The following is a 13,954-nucleotide window of genomic DNA, read 5'->3' as shown; positions in this document are numbered from 1 at the left end:
TCGCTGACGCAGGCCGTGTACCTCTTGGCTATAGGAGTTCGTACCCGATTTGCTGCGCGGCACTGGCCACGAGGTGCAGTATCGCTTGGTGAGTCAATGGCAGCGAGTAGGTGGGCTCGTCTGGGAAGCTATCAGCGGCGTGGGTGAACAGGACCAAGCACGTCTCGTTCGTCATTGCGGACTGCGTGTAGAGACCGTCGAGGTCAGGCCATGCCGTATGTATTGCAGCAGCCCACTTCTGGCAGAAGTCTTTACGACCACTGGTGATCACGGCTGAGCTTCCATTGGCGATAGGCCACTTACCAGTTAGATCGAGGAGTATCAGTCGTCGGGTTGAATGCCACATTGTGAGAAACGGGTGGTCACGCGCCGGGTTGATCTTCCTGGTGTTTTGAAAGACTTCTGCGATCGGCGTCACGATGTCGCCTGCCGCGTAGGCGACACCACGATCCTGTTCTCGTGGAGGGGGAACGTGGGGATCGAACCGGACGCCTCGGACCGGCCCATAGTATCTAAGATCATTCCAACTGACCGGATGCTTACCCTGGGTTCTATGGATGCGCCAGAGCGGCGACGTCTCCACTAGCGTCAGCAGGTGACCAGGATCGCGAGTCAGTTGTCCTGGCGGCGGAGGGAGTCCGAGCTTCACCATTCGTCGACCTCGCGAGCCAAGGCGGCCACGATCGCCGGGTCCTTGCCTAATGCCAGCCACCTACGGGGGGAAATTCGCTTACCTCCCAGCCGCAGAGCATCCTGACGAGTCTTCATGAACCCCTCCACTTCAAGGGGGTGAAGATCCGCCGATAGCGCTCCGACTACGAGTGGCAACCCTGGCAGCGGTCGCTCGTGCTCGAACTGCCACCTCGGCAGAAAGAGCAGTTGGCCGACTTCAAATCCATAAAGCCGGCCACTCTCCACCATGTCAACTATTGCCTGGTCACGTTTCCTAAGCATCCTCGCAACCTGGATGGAGAAATCGGCACTTGACATCATCTTTGCTGCCCTGGCTGCGCGCGTTTCTCGCGAGAGACTGTCAGGATTCGCGACGGCGCTGACCCCAGCAAGTTTCTCAAGGGCATCCGGAACCACGTCCGTCGTCCTGTCGGTGACTTCGGCTGGATAGGTAGGCATCGCATGCCTGAGAGCATCGATCACGAGCTCCACTGGACTACCGGCAGACCGATGTGCAACGGCCATGATCTGATCATCCCCCCGGGGGTCAGCTGGGATGCCCTATTCAGAATCTTTAAGATCAAGACACCGAGGCACGCACCGGTCATCTGGCTCACAATCCTGCACGTGCAGGATTAGGGAAACGTCATTTCCGTGAGAAATCCGGCCGCCATCTCAGTGAGAAGCCGCAATGGACCTCCCAGGTCAACGATTTAAAGCCGCCATCTTCCCCGAGTACCTACATCTCTGTAGATATCGGTCGGTCTTTAGGTTTCTCAAGATCGTGTCGGGATGAAACTTCAATAAAATGCGCTCGGACGCGAGCGACGTTGCGGACCTGGCCGGTCAGGGTCAGCTGAGCGCGGCGGTGACGGTTTTCAGCGCCGGTCGGTCGAACCCGCCCTGGAGGGTTCGGAATCGCAGCGCCTCCAGAAATGTGGTGCCGGTAGGCTGACGCCGAATCTTGCCGTCGAGTCCTCGGTTTGCGGTCTCGAGCCGTTCGATCACACCGTATTGGGCCAACTGCTGGTGGCTTTCGTACACGTCCCGGTTGAGGCTGTACCACGCTTTGCGGGTCGGCTCATTGACGAACACCCCACTCTTCGACCGCTCGGGGTACCTGGTCTCCATCTCGCGGAGCATCAGATATGTCGCGATCTCCGCTGCCGACAGCACGTGTACCCAGCCTTGAAGGAAGAAGCTAGCCGGCACCTGTAACGTTTCGGCGACGCCGGCCTTTGAGGCTGGGGGTCGGAAGTCTTGCCCCATAACCCCGTCGGAGGCGGGGATCTCATAGCGATTGAAACTCCACCCGTGCGCAATCCCCGACTCATCGAGCAGTTGGAATTTCTCGAATCGGCCGGCCACTCCCGCCCGACCACGCAGGTGGACGAGATCATTTTTGGCGAGCAGGGTCAGGGCTCGGGTCAACTGACGCATCATCCCGGACCCGCGATCCACGGTGGTCGTCGTCGCTGGCAGAAAATCGACCCAGCCCATCTGTCGGGCATCGCTTCGAAGTGGTCGCACATTGTTGATCACGGCGCCTCGCCTGCGCCGAGACTGTGCATCAAACAACGCGACCAGGTAGAGCTGCAGAGCCCACCCCTTCTGAGTGAGAAGGCCCGCTATTGGCGATGGCCTCCGCTCGTCGTGCGTACCTATCGCGCCAGGTCGGCTGAGGACTAGGCAGCGTCGTATCGCGTACTGGGTGCGCAACCGCTCGTTCTCGTCGTACACCCGCTGAAGTGCCTCGCTGGCGGTCGCGTACCTGTCGGCGTACCGCCGAAGGGCATCTGCCCGCCGTTGATGACGCTCCGTGTCGCGTGCACCCATGCCGCCGTCCTCCGTGCCGCCGCTCAGAAACTCGTGACCGATCTGCCCGCACAAGAAGTTCTCCGGGGGAGAGGCGAGGTGGGCAACGAACGGAGGTCCGCGAACCACGAGGCCAGATGCCACATGCATGATCTTGCCGTGCGGGCTGATCGGTCAGCAACCATCCTGACCGGGACGTCGGTGAGTTGCAAGAGTTTGGTTCATCGCCGGGCGCCGGGCCGGGCGGCACCATGAAAGGCGGCACGGATGACCACCTCCTCTGCGCTCATCTTCCTCTGGACCGCTGTTGTACTACTCGGAGCGACGTTCCTAGGTTCGGCGGCGGCATTGCTGTCCTGGCTCGACCACAGACTGGTGCCCCGAGCGCTTCTGGTTGGCGGCTCGGCCGCCGGTGGGACGATTGCCATCGCTGTCGCCGCAGCGGCGCTGTACAGGTGACCCAAGGTCTACACCGGGAGAGCCGGATTCGTTTCGCTGCATGACTACGGGCGTGGCGCCGGAACTCGCCGCCTCCTCCACCGGGCTGTCGCCTCCAGGGCGGAGCATGGATGGCGTGGCGCACATCAGATAGAGCCGAGCCCGCAGGACGTAGAATCTCCGCGGGCACCAGGAGGCCAGCCATGTTCCGGAAGATTCTGCAGGCGCTCAACGGCACCGAGCCTGATCGGGTTAGCACCAAGGCTCGGACGTCCTACGGATGGCGCTGCTCGTGTGGCGCCCATTCTCGCAGCGGCTGGGGCATACCCTCGGACGCGGAGTATGCCGCCCAACGGCACCGGTGGCATATGGGCGTTGGGCACCCGACGCCAGAGATCTACTCGATCGAAGAGGAGGTCCCCGCGGACTGGCCCGGCTGATTTGCCCCTGTGGTGTGCTCAGCTATCAGTTCGAGCGGTCTTGGTCCTCGCACCTTTTCGCCTGGTCCAATTTGCGCGAAATTGCCGAGCTGCTCCCGCGCCAACGACGGGACCAAATGCTCCGGCGGTCAGCTTCACCACACACGCTGAGGCGCACGATGTGACGGCTCTGTCCTTGAGCCTCAGCCGATCAAGGAATCGATGTCGGGTTCCCAGCCCACGGGGGATGCTGTGCCAGCGGGCTCGTAGCCAGTGGCACGTTGGATTCTCCATCGGCCAAACTGCCGCCCGTAGGCGTACGCTGTCTCGGCCGCATGGCGGGCGGCTGCCTCATCCTCGTACGTCTTCTCGATGCTGCGGCGCTGTTCCTGGTCCACAACGTCGACTTTCCACGCGCCGACGCCGCTCTGGCGAATCTCCACCCGCAGAATCGCCCGACTTTGGGCGTGACACTCGCCGATCTCGCGCAGCTGGTTACCGAAGGCCATGAAGTCAGACTATAGAACACGCGTTCGACGGCGCCCGCCGCCTCCAGGTCGGCTGAGCCGAGTCAGCGGACCCGAGCACGCCGAGTGCGCGACTGTAACCAGCCTTAGTCCGTGCTGGTGGGCCAGTGGATCAGGAGCGCGCCGTGGTGTTGAGCAAGGGCGGTGGTGTGCGGTTGGAGCTGCGGTCGGTTCGGTTTCGCGATGAAGGTGTAGGTAGGCGGGCGTGTCGGGCCGGCCGTGCGGTTCCATTGTTGAATGTGGCTGATCATTTCCTCGGCGGCCACTACGCCGTGCGTCCCGTACCCGGTGGCGCCCCATTCGCAGCCGCTGCCGTCGTCGAGTCTGCGGATGACGAACACGGCCAGGCTGTCGTCGCGGGCGTTGCCTTTGGGGAAGAAGAACTGGCCGGGCGTACGCAGGGGGCTGTCGTCGGGCACGGTGACGGTGCAGGCGCCGGGCATGTAGCAGGAGAACCACAAGTAGAGGTCGGACCAGTCGGTGCTGTTGCCGATCGTCTCGCCGGACCACAGCTGTACGGGCGGCCCAGATAGCAGGTTGTCGGGCAGGTTGAGCCCGGCGGGTGCCGGGCCGGCGAATCGTAGGGTTGCCGCTGCTGCCTGCGTGCCGGGGACGGAGACGATGGTCGGGGCGTGCTCGCCGTCTCCCTGCATGGGCACGAACCCGCACACCTCCGCGCTCAGGCTCTCCAGGCGGTTGCCGTCGCGGCGGAACGCGATCGAGCGGGTGGTGCCGCCCATATCGAGCGGGACGACGAGGATCCCGTGCGGGGCGAGCTGCTCCATCCACGCGGGCGGCACGCTGTGGGTTCCGACGGTCACCACGATGGCGTCGAACAGCTCGTGCTCGCCGGGGATGCGCCGGTTGCCGTCGGCTTGCACGACTCGGATCCGCCCGTATCCGGTGGCGTCCAGGCGGCGGGAGGTGCAGTCGGTGATGTCGCGGTCGATGTCGACGGTCACGACCCGCCCGGTGGGGCCGACGACTTCGGCGATCAGGGCCGCGTTGTAGCCGCCGCTGCCGATCTCCAGCACGCGCATCCCTGGTCGGATGTCCGCTTGTTCGATCATGCGGCCTTGCAGCCACGGCGCGGACACTGACGAGGTCGCCGCTCCGGCCTCGTTGCGTTTGGTGACGGGCGATTGGTCGGCGTCGTAGGCGGTCGCCAGGTCTACGCCGTCGAGCATGAACAGGTGTCGGGGTACGGTCCGGAACGCGGCGGCCACGGTGTCGCGGGTGACGTGCCCGGCGGCGAGGAGTTGCTCGGCCAGCTGCCGGCGAAGGGTTTTCGGGTCCAGGTCGGTCGGGACGTCGGCGGCCGTGCTCATGAGCGCTCCTCATTCTGGACGGAACAGCTGCGATTGGATCGGTGCCGGAGCGGTCCGGGTCCGGGCATCGAGTGGTGCCATCGTCGGTCGTGACCGTTTACTGCATACCGTTGAACTCGGGTCGGTGTTGTGGGGTGACGGTGGCCAGCCACGCTAAGAGGGCCGCAGCGATGTCGTCGGGCGTTTCCATGTGTGCGATGTGCCCGGCGGCAACCTCGCGGTAGGTGCCGTGTCGCAAGAGGTTCGAGGCGGCTCGCGCGGCCGCGACGGGGACGAGGCGATCAGCGGTTCCGTGCATGAGCAGGACGGGCTGCGGCAGGTCGGCCACGCGTCGGGTGTGGGTGTGACGCTGGGCCAGGGTACGCACGATCGAGCGGGCGGCGCACAAGTAGTCGCGGGCTCGGCGGAAACCTTCCTGGGTGACGAGTTCTTCGTCGGCGATGGTTGCTTGCCGCATGGTTGCGCTGACGCGGGTCGGGTCGGCGCAGCAGCGCCGTAGCGTTTGCTCGACGCGCTGGTGGGCGGGAACGGTCGCCAGACGCCGTGCGAGGATGAGTTCGCCGAGGCCGGGTATGCCGCTGACGAGCGCGGACCGGCCAACGTCGCGATGTACTCGTGGCGGTCCGGTCAGCGGCCATGGTGGTGCGATCAGTGCGAGCGCGGGGACGAGGTCGGGTTCGGTCGCGGCCAGCAGGATCGAGATCAGCGCACCCATCGAGGTGCCGACGAGGATCGCCGGTTCGCCCACGACGGTCTTCAGGAACCGGCCGACCAGGTTCGCGTTCGCGGTGACGGTGGTGCGGCGCCCGGCGGACGGCGACCGGCCGAATCCGGGCAGGTCGAGTGCCGTACCGCGGACATGCGCTCGCATCCGCAGCGCGAGGTCGTTCCAGTTGCTCAGCGAGCCGCCGAGCCCGTGGAGGTAGACCACTCGCGGCGCGTCGGGGGGGCCGCTGTGTTCTACGTAGGAGATCGGGCCGTCGATTTCGACGATCATGCGGGGTCTCCGGTCTGGTCTGGGTGTGGCGGTCGGTAGCGCTGGAGGTGCTGAAGCTCGGCAGCGTGGGGGGTGAGCTTCGCGACGGGGCGAGTGGCCGGCGGCGTCTGCTTCGGTGTCGGTCGCCGGACGGCGGTGGCGTACCGGTGCGGGTACGCCACCGCGCGGCGAGTCCGGCTATTGCGGCGAAGGCGCTCAGCGCGCCGACGTGCGGTCTCGGCATCAGTCACTGCCGGTCGGCGGCGTGTCCTGCGACGCTGGCCCCGTCGTCGAGGTCACGCGACGGACGGGTGTCCGGATCAGGTTCGCGGGGCCGGTGCGGTGGACGGGTGGATGGTGGATGCCGGTGTGGGCTGAGCGGGGCCCGGTCCGCGGATGGCGGTCCACTCCGCGGGAAAGAACAGTGTGTACTCCCAGAGTCGGCCCTTGAACCGTTCCCGGACGGCGTTGATCAGCCCGGTGGCCGGGTCGACGAGGATGGTGACGTCGCTGTCGGTGAACGTCGTGGTGAAGGCGATGCTGTCGCGGTGCAGGGGGTCGGTGTCGCTGTGGTGGGTGGAGGTCGTGTCGGGCAGCTGGGCGAGGGCCAGCAGGATCGCCGCGCGCAACTTCGGCGGAACGAGCTGGTGGTGGTAGATGTCGATCAGGTCCCGGATTTGTCGTTGGGTGTCGGCGGTTTGGCTGTTGCGGGCGGTGTTTAGGTACCAGTTCAGTTGGGCGACGGGGTCGCCGCTGTCGGCCAGGATGATGTCGGGCTGGTCGTGGATGTCGGGGTCTTGGATGGCGTCGAGAACGCGGACGTTGGCGGCCCCGCTGGCGAAGTCGAGGTTGGCGGTCATCGGGTCGAAGCCCTTGGCGGCCAAGTCTTGGTGGCGGTCTACCGCGTACTTGGCGATGCCGTCGGGCTGGCGCCAGGTTCGTTCATCGACGGCGTAGACCATCTTTTCTTTGGGTCCCCAGATGATGTGCCGCAGGTATTCGTAGGTGCCGGTCCGCGGCGCGGCGGGAAGCGCGGCGGTGTCGCGGGCGAGCGTCGTCAGCATCGTTCCGCCGGTGGACGGCTGCGGGTTGCCCATGCTCGCGGAAGCGCTGGGTGAGGTTGCGATGGCGGCCGGGTGCCGCGCGACCGGGAGGATGAAGACGATCGCGGCGACGGCGAGCAGAACAACGGCCGCGACGATGGCCACGATGGCGCGGCGAGACAGCTTGGGCGCGGCGGGGCGCGGCGGCGTAGGGGCTGTACTGGTGGACATGGAGTCCTTCCTCGGTGGTGTGTGGATGGGTGTCCGACGGCGGTGCCGGGATACTGCCTGGCCTTGCGGGCACGGCAGGTCGGACGCTGGCGGCTGCGCAACGCACGATGGCGGCTATACATGGCGGCGGCGAGCGCGCGTCGGCCTCGGTCGGCGGTGCACGACTGCGGGGTGGTGCCGCTCGTTGACGGGTCGCGGTCATTGCGTGGGCTGGCCGGTGGATCGGCGGCGGAGCCGGCGCGCTGGACGATCGGGCACCGCCGACGGCGGGACCGCAGCGGGTGGTGGTTGTTGTTCGATGCGGGCAAGGACATGCAGTTCGAGTTGGCGGAAGGCGCTGCGCGGGGTGAGGCTGCCGCGCGATCGGGTCAGGGTGGCAGAGATGACGTCGTGGCCGTCGTCGTCGAGGGCCGGGATCAGCTGCGGGTTGGTGGTGGGGCCGATCAGGTGCCGGTCGGCGGGTACGCCGACGCGGATGATGACCAGTCCGATCGGCGGGGCCGGTATGGGTTGGTCGCGGCGGCTGGGCCGTGGTGGGCCGGGCGCGAAGTCGGCGATCACGAGTCCAGTTGGCGCGTACAGGGCTCGGGCGAGGTGGGCCGGGTAGGCGATGAGGTCGTTGTGGTTGTCGGCGGCGGTGGGGCCGAGCCAGGCCAGCACGGCGCAGGCGTGGCGGCCGGCGTCGCTGCGACGGCGGATGCGTACACCTTCGGCGGCGGCGTAGATCTTGGCGAACACATCGGCAGCGGAGGACGGCCGGGGTTGAAACGACGACAGCACGACGTGCCCGGCCTCGCGCGCGGCGGCGAGGGGTGCGCAGTGCTCGTGGAGGTGGTGCAGGTAGGCGGGTAGGGCGGGGTGGATGCGGGCGGGGTCGGTGGTCGGTGGCATGACCAGGCGGACGCGATGTTGATGGTGTTGCTGCATTTGGTGCCACCACCAGGTGTCGTGCCGGGTCGGCAGTCCCTGAGCGACGTCGAGACCGGCCCGGCAGATCGCCGCGTAGGGGCAGACGCGGCGGCAGGACGGGCAGCTGTCGTCGCCGGTGTGGCGTTCCAGCAGGCGCACTGCGGCCTGCCACATCGCGGGGTCGATGCACCCGCGGGGCACGACCACGCGGGCCGGCGGGCGGCGCGATCCGACGGTGCCGAGGGCAACGGGTCGCGCATCCACGGCGGCGCGGGCGGTGGTGGGCATGGGTTGCTTCTCCGAAGTTGAGACCTGGTCGGTGCTGGTGCCGATGGCGAGGAACGGGAGCGCACTGGGGTTGGTCGGGCTCTGCTTGTCCATCGGGCACGGTGGCCGGCAAAGCGGGGTTGAGAGGTGTTACGGGTCGGTAGCTGCGGCGATCAGATACGTGGCGACGCCGAGGGCGAACGTGAGGGCCTGCCAGCGCGCGCGTATGCGGGAGACGGCCGGGTCGCGGGTGGCCAGGACACCGAGGGCATATCCGACGCTCACCGTGTGGGCGGCGGCCGGGACGACGCCGACCAGCAGGACGCGCCAGCGTAGGGCGTACAGCGGATCGTCGGCGGTCTGCCAGGCGATGATCGCCATTGGCATCGCACCGGTGAACAGCCACAGCAGGAGGCAGCGCGCGGCGATGGATTGCCGCATCTCGTGCCAGCGCCACGCATTCGCGGTGGCGGTGGCGGTGGCGGTGGGATCTCTCATAGCGACGCCTCGTAGAGCAGATATAGGCGGCGTTGGGCGGCTTCGAGCTGCCCACGAAGTCGTTGCTCCCGTTGTGGGTCAATGCCTCCGCGGCACAACTGCCGGCAGGCGGCAAGGACGAGGCTCGCGGCGTAGGTGACCGACAGGTTGGCGCGTTCGGACCGTTCGATGAGTTCCTTGGCCAGCCACGGATGCGTGTCGGCGAAGCGCAGATGCAGTTCCGCCCAGTCGTAGCCGGCCAGCCGCCAGCCGGCGTCGAACGGTCCGAACAGCGCGCTGAGCGCGGTTGGGTTGAACTGGCATCGGTCGAGCGGGCCGTCGCCGAGTTCGAGCCGTCGCCGAGGTTTGACGCCGACAACCGCGTGGATCGCGGCGGCGGTACTTTGGCGCAGCAGGCCGCACTGGTGGTACCTCGACAGCGTGCTGGCGATCGGCGGTTCGGGCAGCGGTTGGTCGTGCGGTGGCGGCGGGGTCCAGGTGTGCAGCCAGTTCAGCCGGTCGAGCAGATCGACCAACGCCGCCTCGGAGACGCTGTCCGATGGGGTCGGCTGGCTGAACGCGGCGGCGACCGTGACGTACTCGTCGAGGTATATCGCAGTCGGCAGCGGTAGCGGGCAGTCCCCGCCGGCAGCCGCGTGGTACAGCGTTTGCTCGATGTTATGGCTGGCGACGGCGTCCGGTCGAAGGAGCAGCCGGACCGTGACCACGACCCGCTGCTGCTGATACGTGCCGTAGTACGCGCGTCGGCCGGGCAGGTAGCAGGTCACATGGCGCCGTTGTAGCTCTACGCCCAGGTCGCGCAGGGCGTTGGCAGCTGGGGCTGGGAACACCTTCGGGTACGCGCTCATCGCCGGTCTCCGCTCGTCGCCGGTTGCGTGATGTCGGCCAGGGCCGCGGCCCGGCGGGCGGCGTGGTGCTGGGCGCGGCGCTGGTGGCGGGCGTATTGCGCGGGCCAGGTCACCACGGCCGCCCAGCAGTCGCGGACGAGCCGCCAGTGCCGCAGGCGAAGGTGGCTGCCGGTGATCTCCATCGCGACGTACAGGTGGACCCTCCAGGACAGGAACTCGTAGTCGGCGGCGGCGGCTCGCACGCGCAGCTGGGCCATGTCGATCCCCGGCGGCACGTCTGTCCACATCAGATCGTTCGACGCTGTCGCCCGGCTGCCGGTGGGTGGATCCGTGATCGGCTGGACGGTGACCGATCGTGGTGGGTCCGACGAGACGCGGCCGGTCGGGTCCGGCTGCACTGTCGGCCTGGCGTGTCGGGGAAACGGCCAGAACACCGGCCCGAACGCCCACGTGATGCTGCGCAGGTCGCCGCGGCAGTGCAGCAGCTGGTGGACGGCGACGCGCAGGTGCCGGGTCCAGCGGATCGGCCGGAAGTCCCCGGCGGCAGCGCGGGTCCGAAGAGCATCCATGTCGAACGGCGGCAACTCACCGAGGTCCTCGGCCGGATCGGGGTCCCAGTCGGCCGTACAGCACGCGAGGACCCGTCGCTGGCGGGCCCGGCCGGGGCGGTTCATCGGGGCGCCCAGTCGATGCTGGCCGGATGCGGCGGCGTGTCGGGCGGGTGACCGGTCGCCACGTGCATCCAGCCGTGCACGGCGTCCCAGGTAGCCAGCCGGCCGCAGGTGCGGCAGTCGGCGAGCGTGCCGATCGGCGGGGTGACGAGTTCCAGGGGCATCAGCGCATCTCCAGGGTCTGCGGATGGACGGTCGTGTGCTGGCAGGCGGGTGTGAGGTGGCCGCGGTCGAGGTGCCAGGTCGTATTGGCGGGCCAGAAGCGGGCATGGTCGGCGATCAGGACCGCGGCTCCCCGTTCGGCCAGGATGGTGATGATGTCGACGAGCGCTGCGGTGACCGGCGGGGCGAGTCCTTCGGCGGGTTCGTCGAGGAGCAGGACCGCGGGCGGCATCGCGATGGCGCGGGCGATGGCGAGCATCTGTTGCTGGCCGCCGGACAGCTGGCTGGGACGCGAGCGCTGCTTGTCGCGCAGCGCGGGCAGCAGGTCGAGGATCTGCGCTTGGACGGTGGCCGGGGCGCCGGTGAGGGCAAGATGCTCGGCGACGGTCAGTGACCCGAACAGCCGTTTGCCTTGCGGGACAACAGCAATCTGCGCCTGTGCCCGCGCGTAGGCGGACTGGCGGGTGATGTCACGGCCGTGCAGCAGGATGCGGCCGCCGGTGACGGGCAGGTGTCCGGCCACGGTGGAGATCAGGGTGGTCTTGCCGGCTCCGTTGCGGCCGGTCAGCAGGCCGATCTGCCCACGGTGCAGGGTCATGGTGATGTCGTGCAGGACCTGGTGGCGGTCGTGGCCGCCGGTGACCCGCTCCAGCTGGACAACAGGTCGGGTCATCGCAGCACCTGCGTATTGTCGGCGGTCGGTCCGAGGCGGACGGCGGCCGTCGTGGTGCGGTCGGCGACCACCGTGTCGTGTTCGACCAGCACATAGGCGATGCGGGGCGGCAGATCGCGCAGCAGCCCGGTGATGATGACGGTCTCATCCGGTGATAGCCCGGCGGTCGGTTCGTCGAGCAGGAGCAGCACGGGCTCGATCGCCAGGGCCATCGCCAGGTCGAGTTGGCGGCGGTGGCCGTAGGACAGCAGCCCGGCGGGCACGTCCGCCAAGCCGGTCAGGCCGACCCACGCGGCGATCTCGTAGGCGTTCGCATCCAGTTCGCGGGCCATGGCCGCGGTCATGGGCAGGGCCTTGAGGCCCTGGTGGCGGTGCTGGCGCACGCCGAGCAGGATGTTGGCGCGTACGCTGAGCCGGGCGGCGGCCTGCGGTGTTTGGAAGACCCGCGCGATGCCGAACGCCGCGCGCCGGTGCGGCGGCCAGGTGGTGATGTCGTTGCCGGCGAACATGATGCGGCCCGACGCGGGTGTGAGGGTCCCGTCGATGAGGCTGAGCAGTGTCGTCTTGCCGGAGCCGTTCGCGCCGCGCAGCGCGAGCCGCTGGCCGTATTCGAGCGGCAGGCTGAGATTGTCGACGGTCACCAGGTTGTCGTAGCGGTGGGTTACTCGGTCGACGTGCAGGAGGAGGTTGCCGGTCATACCGTGGCCTCCCGTGGGGCGCGCAGGCGACGGGCGAGCGGGGCGTAGGCGAGGGCGAGGAGCAGTACGCCCAGCCACAGCGGCCCGAATCCGGCCGGCGGCAGGTAGCTGGTGGCGACGTCGCGGGCCAGGACGAGTACGCCGGTGGCGGCGATGGTGGCGATCAGGCCGCGCTGGTCGGCGATCGTCGCCGCGGCCAGGGCGACGGCCGCGGTGGACAGGCCGAGATCGGCGGGGGCGATGTAGCCGGTGGCGTGCATCCACAGCACCCCGGCCGTCGCGGCGGTCGCGCCGGAGATCACGTGGGCGGTCCACAGCACCCGCCCGACGGGGTAGCCGATCGACCGCATCCGCTGCTCGGCGTCGCCGATCCCGATCAGCACGATCGCCAGCGGAGAGCGGGCGTGCGCGGCCAGCAGAAGCCCAGCGGCGATCACGATCGCGGCGATCCACAGGTACGTCGGCCCGATTCCTTGCAGGCGGCCGGTTCCCGGCCACAAGACGGGCGGGCCGGCGCTGATGCCGTCGCTGCCACCGGTCACCGTCCGGGAGCTGACGGCGATGGTCGCGGCGAGCAGCCCTACGGTGAGGCTGGCCAGCACGTAACCGAGGCCCCGTAGTCGGGCCAGCCCGACCGCGGCCACGCCGGCGGCGGCCGCCCCCGTGGCGGCGCCGGCGGCCAGGTGCACCGGCCCGAGGTGCATCCCGGCGTGGTCGAGGACGGCGGTGACGTACGCGCCGGCGCCGAAGTAGGCGCCGTGTCCCAGCGACGCCAGATGAGGGCGGGCCGACAGTTGGTGCACGGCGACCGACAACAGCCCGAGGGCCAGGATCCGGGCGGCGACCGTGGTGGCGTACGCGTCGGCCACGAACGGCACCGCTAGCACCGCCACAATGAGCGCGGCCGGACGCGCAAGGTTGCGGCGCCTCATGCCAGGCTCCGTCCGAGCCCGGCCGGGCGCACCACGAGGGCTACCAGTACCAGTACGAGGAGCAGGAATGGGGCGAGGGTGGGCAGGACGACCACGCCGATCGCCGACACCGTTCCCGCCGCCAGCGATGCGGCCAAAGCGCCACGTAGGTCGCCGGGGCCGCCGAGGACCACGATGATCAGGCTCCACACCAGCAGTTGTTCATCCACGCCAGGGCCGGCCGGGAGGATCGGCGCGGCCAGCACTCCGGCCAGTACCGCCAACGTCGTCCCGGCCGCAAACACTCCTGTGTGGACGAATGACGGCCGGATGCCGGTGGAGGCAGCCATTTGCGCGTCGTCGGCGACCGCCCGGACCACGATCCCGGCGCGGGTAAGGGTCATTACCCACCACAGGCCGGCGGCGATCACAGCGGCGACGGCGATGAATCCCAGGCGGTAGGCCGGATATCGGTGGCCGGCCAGGTTGATAACGGCGGCCAGCGGCGGTGGTGGCTTGGCCGGCAACCAGGTTCCGCCGGTGGCCGCCGCGATCAGCTGGCCGCCGATCAGGCTGAGCCCGAGGGTGGCCAGAGCTTGAGCGAGGTGCCCGTACGCACGCAGCGGCCAGGTCACTGCCGCGCACAGCCCGCCAATAGCGATGCCGGTGGGGATCGCCGCACCGCACGCGAGCACGAACCCGCTGGGCGTGTCGGCGTGCAGTAGCCAGGCCAGATAGCCGCCGGCCAGGTAGACGCTGCCGTGGGCGAGGCTGAGTATCCGCAACGAGCCCAGGATGAGAGTCAGCCCGGACGCGATCACGAAGTACAGCAGCCCGATGGCGGCGGCGTCAGCGATCCCCACAATGC

The 13,954-nt window shown here is 68.3% G+C and carries 16 protein-coding genes; all 16 read right to left on the bottom strand.

Going from position 1 to position 13,954, the window contains the following annotated elements:
• Nucleotides 1–28: 28 nt before the first annotated feature.
• Nucleotides 29–652, bottom strand: coding sequence for an RES family NAD+ phosphorylase (locus tag G401_RS58615; protein ID WP_034592352.1), 624 nt, complete (start codon nucleotides 650–652; stop codon nucleotides 29–31).
• Nucleotides 646–1,155, bottom strand: a complete 510-nt coding sequence (locus tag G401_RS55965) for a hypothetical protein (protein ID WP_169734217.1) — start codon at nucleotides 1,153–1,155, stop codon at nucleotides 646–648. Before G401_RS55965 ends, G401_RS58615 begins: the two co-directional genes overlap by 7 nt.
• Nucleotides 1,156–1,524: 369 nt before the next feature.
• Nucleotides 1,525–2,214 carry a hypothetical protein gene (locus G401_RS0120105; protein WP_157545919.1) on the bottom strand — a complete coding sequence of 230 codons (690 nt, stop codon included), beginning with the start codon at nucleotides 2,212–2,214 and terminating at the stop codon, nucleotides 1,525–1,527.
• 1,333 nt (nucleotides 2,215–3,547) lie between these two features.
• Nucleotides 3,548–3,853: a hypothetical protein gene (locus tag G401_RS0120095; RefSeq protein WP_027343921.1), complete on the bottom strand. Its 306-nt coding sequence runs from the start codon at nucleotides 3,851–3,853 to the stop codon at nucleotides 3,548–3,550.
• Nucleotides 3,854–3,957: 104 nt separating this feature from the next.
• Nucleotides 3,958–5,199: a methyltransferase, FxLD system gene (fxlM, locus tag G401_RS0120090; protein ID WP_027343920.1), complete on the bottom strand. Its 1,242-nt coding sequence runs from the start codon at nucleotides 5,197–5,199 to the stop codon at nucleotides 3,958–3,960.
• Between the two features lie 97 nt (nucleotides 5,200–5,296).
• A complete protein-coding gene (locus G401_RS47010) occupies nucleotides 5,297–6,196 on the bottom strand; it encodes an alpha/beta fold hydrolase (protein WP_034592351.1) in 900 nt (299 codons plus the stop codon).
• Between the two features lie 299 nt (nucleotides 6,197–6,495).
• Nucleotides 6,496–7,449, bottom strand: a complete 954-nt coding sequence (locus G401_RS0120080) for a hypothetical protein (RefSeq protein WP_027343919.1) — start codon at nucleotides 7,447–7,449, stop codon at nucleotides 6,496–6,498.
• A 198-nt stretch (nucleotides 7,450–7,647) separates the two neighbouring features.
• Nucleotides 7,648–8,739, bottom strand: coding sequence for a hypothetical protein (locus G401_RS0120075; protein ID WP_027343918.1), 1,092 nt, complete (start codon nucleotides 8,737–8,739; stop codon nucleotides 7,648–7,650).
• Nucleotides 8,740–8,775: 36 nt separating this feature from the next.
• A complete protein-coding gene (locus G401_RS0120070; protein ID WP_027343917.1) occupies nucleotides 8,776–9,123 on the bottom strand; it encodes a hypothetical protein in 348 nt (115 codons plus the stop codon).
• Nucleotides 9,120–9,971, bottom strand: coding sequence for a hypothetical protein (locus tag G401_RS0120065; RefSeq protein WP_157545917.1), 852 nt, complete (start codon nucleotides 9,969–9,971; stop codon nucleotides 9,120–9,122). Before G401_RS0120065 ends, G401_RS0120070 begins: the two co-directional genes overlap by 4 nt.
• Nucleotides 9,968–10,645, bottom strand: a complete 678-nt coding sequence (locus G401_RS0120060) for a hypothetical protein (RefSeq protein WP_027343915.1) — start codon at nucleotides 10,643–10,645, stop codon at nucleotides 9,968–9,970. Before G401_RS0120060 ends, G401_RS0120065 begins: the two co-directional genes overlap by 4 nt.
• Entirely contained in the window at nucleotides 10,642–10,806 is a 165-nt protein-coding gene (locus tag G401_RS55960) for a hypothetical protein (RefSeq protein WP_157545914.1), read from the bottom strand. The genes G401_RS0120060 and G401_RS55960 overlap by 4 nt, the downstream gene beginning before the upstream one ends.
• A complete protein-coding gene (locus tag G401_RS47005; protein ID WP_051366890.1) occupies nucleotides 10,806–11,477 on the bottom strand; it encodes an ATP-binding cassette domain-containing protein in 672 nt (223 codons plus the stop codon). Before G401_RS47005 ends, G401_RS55960 begins: the two co-directional genes overlap by 1 nt.
• Nucleotides 11,474–12,175: an ATP-binding cassette domain-containing protein gene (locus G401_RS47000; RefSeq protein ID WP_051366889.1), complete on the bottom strand. Its 702-nt coding sequence runs from the start codon at nucleotides 12,173–12,175 to the stop codon at nucleotides 11,474–11,476. Before G401_RS47000 ends, G401_RS47005 begins: the two co-directional genes overlap by 4 nt.
• On the bottom strand, nucleotides 12,172–13,107 hold the full coding sequence (locus G401_RS0120040; protein ID WP_084557395.1) for a branched-chain amino acid ABC transporter permease: 936 nt from the start codon (nucleotides 13,105–13,107) through the stop codon (nucleotides 12,172–12,174). The genes G401_RS47000 and G401_RS0120040 overlap by 4 nt, the downstream gene beginning before the upstream one ends.
• Entirely contained in the window at nucleotides 13,104–13,949 is an 846-nt protein-coding gene (locus G401_RS0120035; protein ID WP_051366888.1) for a branched-chain amino acid ABC transporter permease, read from the bottom strand. Before G401_RS0120035 ends, G401_RS0120040 begins: the two co-directional genes overlap by 4 nt.
• Between the last annotated feature and the right edge of the window lie 5 nt (nucleotides 13,950–13,954).

Source organism: Hamadaea tsunoensis DSM 44101 (genome assembly GCF_000428945.1).
GTDB lineage: Bacteria > Actinomycetota > Actinomycetes > Mycobacteriales > Micromonosporaceae > Hamadaea > Hamadaea tsunoensis.
Note: the sequence above shows the minus strand (reverse complement) of the source record. Positions and strands in the feature narration are given on the sequence as shown.

Coding starts and splice junctions, on each gene's coding strand:
- G401_RS58615 (WP_034592352.1), bottom strand. CDS start 652: ATGGTGAAGCTCGGACTCCCTCCGCCGCCAGGACAACTGACTCGCGAT.
- G401_RS0120095 (WP_027343921.1), bottom strand. CDS start 3,853: ATGGCCTTCGGTAACCAGCTGCGCGAGATCGGCGAGTGTCACGCCCAA.
- fxlM (WP_027343920.1), bottom strand. CDS start 5,199: ATGAGCACGGCCGCCGACGTCCCGACCGACCTGGACCCGAAAACCCTT.
- G401_RS47010 (WP_034592351.1), bottom strand. CDS start 6,196: ATGATCGTCGAAATCGACGGCCCGATCTCCTACGTAGAACACAGCGGC.
- G401_RS0120080 (WP_027343919.1), bottom strand. CDS start 7,449: ATGTCCACCAGTACAGCCCCTACGCCGCCGCGCCCCGCCGCGCCCAAG.
- G401_RS0120075 (WP_027343918.1), bottom strand. CDS start 8,739: ATGGACAAGCAGAGCCCGACCAACCCCAGTGCGCTCCCGTTCCTCGCC.
- G401_RS0120070 (WP_027343917.1), bottom strand. CDS start 9,123: ATGAGAGATCCCACCGCCACCGCCACCGCCACCGCGAATGCGTGGCGC.
- G401_RS0120065 (WP_157545917.1), bottom strand. CDS start 9,971: ATGAGCGCGTACCCGAAGGTGTTCCCAGCCCCAGCTGCCAACGCCCTG.
- G401_RS0120060 (WP_027343915.1), bottom strand. CDS start 10,645: ATGAACCGCCCCGGCCGGGCCCGCCAGCGACGGGTCCTCGCGTGCTGT.
- G401_RS55960 (WP_157545914.1), bottom strand. CDS start 10,806: ATGCCCCTGGAACTCGTCACCCCGCCGATCGGCACGCTCGCCGACTGC.
- G401_RS47005 (WP_051366890.1), bottom strand. CDS start 11,477: ATGACCCGACCTGTTGTCCAGCTGGAGCGGGTCACCGGCGGCCACGAC.
- G401_RS47000 (WP_051366889.1), bottom strand. CDS start 12,175: ATGACCGGCAACCTCCTCCTGCACGTCGACCGAGTAACCCACCGCTAC.
- G401_RS0120040 (WP_084557395.1), bottom strand. CDS start 13,107: ATGAGGCGCCGCAACCTTGCGCGTCCGGCCGCGCTCATTGTGGCGGTG.